Consider the following 4,985-nt stretch of genomic DNA (forward strand, 5'->3'; position numbering starts at 1 on the left):
CCTCAACAGCCTGTAAGCCCTAAAAGACTATGTCGAGCGAAACACTCACCGCATCCACACCGTGACCTGATTTCTTCAGATATAGAGCCTCACCGATCCGGTATCGCTCGACATAGTCAGGCAGGGTTGATAGTGGCGGATTAGATGAGGAGTGACCCTCTTCTTGATGCCGGCGCGGTGGGCGGCAGTGACGCAGGCGTGATACACCGTCTTGTCGGAGATTGGGCGCTCCTTGCCTTTCCGGCCGTCGGTGCTAGGAAACAGGTAGCCTTTCGGTTTCTTCCAGCGCCAGTACTCACGCAGGGTTTCGAGCAGGACAGGGCTGAGCGGAACAAACCGCGGAATGCCTCCTTTGCCGAATTCAACGTGGATCGTCATTCTGGAACTATCGATATTGGCAACTTTCAGCAGGGAAACTTCCTCTCGGCGCAATCCCGTACCGTAAAGCACCTTCAGCAGAGCGCGGTGTGTCAGAGTCCGAGCGGCATTGATCAGCCTTGTCATTTCCTCGGGACTGAGGATTATCGGATACTTTCTGTGCCGTTTTGGATACGGCAGATCCTCGCGGAACTCAGGACGCTTCAGGGTGCGGATAAAGAAAAACCGTAAAGCGGCTACACTGGCGACAACGCTTTGGACTGCAAGCTTGCGGTTCGTGAGCAGATAAGCCTGGTAACTGCGCAGGTGATCAGGATTGAGTTTGTCGGGCGATTTTCCGAAGTGTCGGGCAAAATCGGCGACGACTCTCAGGTATACGCGAATCGTCGATTTTGCATAATTTCGCCGCTGGAGTTCCTCCAGCATCTTTTGTCTTAAGCGGGTCACAAGCACCTCCTTGTGACCCCACCTTACTACGTCACGGCATTATCGCCGCCACAAAGACTATTGGCACCAGTCCGCCGCGACAGCGGCTTCGTTGTGTGCTGGGCATGCTCAGCAGCTTGGAGGTGAAAGTCCTCTACCAACCTGATGGAGGTGAAGGGTAGCGAGAACGCAAGGGCTACCGCCGCGAGGCGGGGTCTGAAGGAAGCGTATAGCAAACGTGCGAGTCGATGGACAAGAACCGGATATAAGGCGCGAGCGCCGGACGAGCGGGCAACTTACCGCAAAGTCCGTATCCATCAAAGGTACGAAGCGTAGATTCGGCGACTGTGCATGGAAGGCAGCTGAGCTTACCCCAGGAGATCTGCCCTGTGTCGCTTCGGCGACTGAGGCGGCTGAGAGGCAACTTGATCGCAGGGCAGAAGTCAGCAGAGGGCATATTAGGTCATGCCGTCGGCAAGGCTAGTGAGGCACTCCAGACCGAAAGGTGGAGTCAACAGATAGGCCGAGCCGGAAACGGTGGCTGAAGGCCCGAACGATAGGAGAGGCGAACAGGACATGAATCTCAGGAACGACAAGCGGCAGAACATCCAGATGGAACTGGACTTTTCTCCCGGGCCAGTGGGTGAAGCCCGCAGAGCAGGAAGGAAAGAGACCGAATCGTCTCGGACGATAAGTGTACCCGAACGCCCAGCCAGCACGAATCAACTGATGGAGGAGGTATGTGAGCGAGAAAACCTGATGGAAGCATTGCGGCAGGTAAAGGCCAATAAGGGTAGTGCGGGTGTTGACGGGATGACTGTCGGCCAACTCACGGACTACCTGAAACAGCATTGGCCAGCCATCCGGGAACAGCTGTTGAGCGGCACTTACGAGCCGAAGCCGGTACGGAGGATGGAAATCCCCAAGCCGGACGGAGGAGGAGTTCGAAAGCTTGGAATTCCTTCGGTGCTGGATCGGTTTATCCAGCAGGCGGTGATGCAGGTTCTGCAGAGGCGGTGGGACCGGACGTTCTCCGATTACAGCTACGGTTTTCGACCGGGACGGTCAGCCCATCAAGCAGTAGTACAGGCGCAGCAGTATATCGCCGCAGGCTACACGTGGGTCGTTGATTTTGATTTGGAGAAATTTTTCGACCGAGTCAATCACGACAAACTAATGGGTCAGATTGCCAAGCGTGTTGAAGAGAAGCGGCTGTTGAAGCTCATCCGGGCATTTTTGAATGCCGGGGTGATGGAGAACGGGTTGGTCAGCCCAAGCGTGGAAGGGACTCCGCAAGGGGGTCCCCTTTCGCCACTGCTCAGCAACCTCGTGCTCGACGAACTCGACCGGGAGTTGGAGCGCCGGGGCCATCGTTTCGTTCGTTACGCGGACGACAGCAACATTTACGTTCGCAGCAAGCGGGCGGGGCAACGGGTGATGGAAAGCGTCACGCGATTCATCACGGAGAAGCTCAAGCTCAAGGTGAATGAGGCGAAGAGCGCGGTAGCGCGGCCGCAGGAGCGGAAGTTTCTCGGGTTCAGCTTTACGACCGGCCCGGAGGTGAAGCGCACGATTGCGCCGAAAGCTCTGGAGCGGTTCAAGCGGCGGATCCGGGAGATCACACGGCGGGCTAAGAGCGTCAGCATCGAGACGACGATAGAGGAACTGGCTCTGTATATGCGGGGCTGGCGCAGCTATTTCGGTTTCTGTGAGACGCCCGACGTGCTGGTATACCTCACCCGCTGGGTCCGGTTGCGACTTAGGGCGGCTCTGTGGCGGCAGTGGAAAACTCCACGCCGTCGCCGGGCAGCGCTGTTGGAACTGGGGGTACGTCCGCGTTTGGCAAGCAATACTGCCGGCAGCGGTCGTGGCCCTTGGTATCTTGCCCGGGCCAAGGCTCTGTCTGTGGGGCTTTCCAATGCGTACTTCAAGTCGCTCGGGCTTCCGGCATTGATCGAGGAGGGCTAGCGTAACCCATCGAACCGCCGTGTACGGACCCGTATGCACGGTGGTGTGGCAGGGGTCGGCGGGCGACCGCCGCCCCTATGCCGATCAAGTGGCGTGACCGGAAACTACGATGCTCTCCAGAAACGACCTCTGCGAAGTGATGGCGCGAATTGCCTTCGGTTATCGCGCAAAAAACGCCCCCTTTTTTGTTGCGCGTATATCCGAGGGGGTATGCGCAGATTCGCCCTTAGGTCGTTCCGGGGGGGTGGGGGTAGTTTCCGGTTTGGCCGTAACTCACCCGGAATGCCGGTACTGCCATCCGCCTTTGATGATTTCGAGATTATTTCTTCATTGGAGAAATTAGCTCTGGAAAGTGGAAAAACTCCTTCTGGATCTCGTTTCCATTCAGCTTATCCGCAAAGGGCGCAAATACAAGATCGTTCATCATAAGCTCGCTGATCGACTGACCGCCTCCCGCCCGTTTCAGTTGAACCGCCGACGATATTTCTGGCCCAGGAAGTTTCTCGCCGATGACCGATACTGTGCGGTACATTAGCCTATATCGAACTATGATCTCGTCGCCGTCTGGTTTCCAGAATCCTTCGTAGACTACTTGCCCATCTCCGAGACTGACGACCATGTAATTTTGCCCTTTGTTAAGTCTGCAATGGATCATTCCGAATCGGCCATCAGACCGGAAATAGAGGATTGTTGCACTGCCCGAACTGAGATTTGGATTATATTCGGGCGGAGCCTTTTCCCATTTGATGTCTCGGGTCGCCCAAATCTCACTTCCTTTGAGCAGGAGCGCTGCCTCAGAGTGAATCTGGAGCACTGAAAGTACCACGGCTAAGGTCAGCCAGATCATATTTGCCGGTCTCCTGCTAGTGTAGTGCGTCATAAATAGCTTTATATATGGGTTTCTTTGCGGTATGATGGAATTCATGAGCAGAACAGCAGCTTCCATCATACTTACGGCGTCCGAAGCCGAGACTTTGGCAAGTTGGGCGCGTAGCCGAACCCTTCCTGCGCGGCTTATTGAACGCGCACAGATTGTTCAAATGGCCGCCACCGGTGTTCAAAGCCAGGAAATCGCGCGAGTGCTGGAGATTTCTCGTCCGACAGTGCAACTTTGGCGCCAGCGTTTTCTGGGGCTGCGTTTGGCGGGGCTCGAGAAGGACGCTCCCCGCCCCGGTCGCATTCCCAGGATCTCCGATAGAAAAGTTCGGCGGATTGTAGAGGCCACGTTGCACAGCAAACCGGAAAACGCGACTCACTGGAGCACCAGGCTCATGGCCAGAGCTCAGGGTGTGAGTGAAGCCACCGTCCGACGCATTTGGAAACAGCACAGCCTCAAGCCGCACCTGACCAAAACCTTCAAGCTGAGCCGCGACAAACAATTTGTGGAGAAGCTTTATGACGTTGTCGGGCTGTATCTCAATCCTCCGGATAAGTCCCTGGTACTGTGTGTTGACGAAAAGTCCCAGATTCAAGCACTTGACCGCACACAGCCTGGCCTGCCGATGAAGAAGGGGCGTTGTGGCACCATGACCCATGATTACAAGCGCCACGGCACAACGACGTTGTTCGCCGCCTTGGTCACGCTTGATGGCAGAGTCATCGGTGATTGTATGCCGCGACATCGCCATCAGGAGTTCATCCGGTTCCTCAAAACGATCGATTTCGAGACTCCGCCCGAACTGGATTTGCATTTGATCGTGGACAACTACGGAACTCACAAACATCCTCGCGTTCAGTCTTGGCTGAGCCGGCATCCGCGCTTCCATATTCATTTCATACCGACTTCCAGCTCTTGGTTGAACCTGGTGGAACGGTGGTTCCGCGAGATCACGCAAAAGCGGTTGCGCCGCGGTTCTTTCAACAGCGTTCCGGCACTCACTGCGGCAATTGATGAGTACCTGACTAATCACAATCAGAATCCGCAAACCTTCGTTTGGAGCGCGCCCGTTGAGCGTATCCTCTCGAAGATTGCCAAATGTAAAGAAGCGTTTGACGCACTACACTAGTTCCATCATACAGCCGCTTGCCTATGATTTCATTGAGATTTGCAGGAATACGGCAGTCAATTGTCGTATAGTGGTAAGCCTTCATCGGAAATGCCACGGCGCAGAAATCCGCGATAACAAAGGAACCAGAACTTGCCGGGGCATTTCCGATAAGGTCACTTGAAGGAAGCCGCTGTTGCTTGCGGCGGACGCCTATGGGTATTGAAT

4 protein-coding genes are annotated in these 4,985 nt (G+C 55.5%); 2 read left to right on the forward strand and 2 right to left on the reverse strand.

The window, feature by feature from the left end; translation table 11 throughout:
- Positions 1-75: 75 nt before the first annotated feature.
- A complete protein-coding gene (locus LAP85_29510; GenBank protein ID MBZ5500548.1) occupies positions 76-825 on the reverse strand; it encodes a site-specific integrase in 750 nt (249 codons plus the stop codon).
- Positions 826-1,380: 555 nt separating this feature from the next.
- Between LAP85_29510 and ltrA the strand changes: the two genes are divergently transcribed.
- Positions 1,381-2,772, forward strand: coding sequence for a group II intron reverse transcriptase/maturase (gene ltrA, locus LAP85_29515; protein ID MBZ5500549.1), 1,392 nt, complete (start codon positions 1,381-1,383; stop codon positions 2,770-2,772).
- A gap of 319 nt (positions 2,773-3,091) precedes the next feature.
- Here the strand turns inward: ltrA and LAP85_29520 are convergent, their stop codons facing one another.
- Positions 3,092-3,619 (reverse strand): hypothetical protein, encoded by a 528-nt coding sequence (locus tag LAP85_29520; protein MBZ5500550.1) that lies wholly within the window; start codon positions 3,617-3,619, stop codon positions 3,092-3,094.
- Positions 3,620-3,695: 76 nt separating this feature from the next.
- On the opposite strand from LAP85_29520, the gene LAP85_29525 reads away from it, so the two are divergent.
- Positions 3,696-4,778, forward strand: a complete 1,083-nt coding sequence (locus tag LAP85_29525) for an IS630 family transposase (protein ID MBZ5500551.1) — start codon at positions 3,696-3,698, stop codon at positions 4,776-4,778.
- The last annotated feature ends 207 nt before the right edge of the window (positions 4,779-4,985 follow it).

The organism is Terriglobia bacterium, assembly GCA_020072565.1.
Lineage (GTDB): Bacteria > Acidobacteriota > UBA6911 > UBA6911 > UBA6911 > JAFNAG01.

Bases quoted from the DNA above. Each gene is read 5' to 3' on its own strand.
- LAP85_29520 (MBZ5500550.1), bottom strand. From the start codon at position 3,619: ATGATCTGGCTGACCTTAGCCGTGGTACTTTCAGTGCTCCAGATTCAC.
- LAP85_29525 (MBZ5500551.1), top strand. From the start codon at position 3,696: ATGAGCAGAACAGCAGCTTCCATCATACTTACGGCGTCCGAAGCCGAG.
- ltrA (MBZ5500549.1), top strand. From the start codon at position 1,381: ATGAATCTCAGGAACGACAAGCGGCAGAACATCCAGATGGAACTGGAC.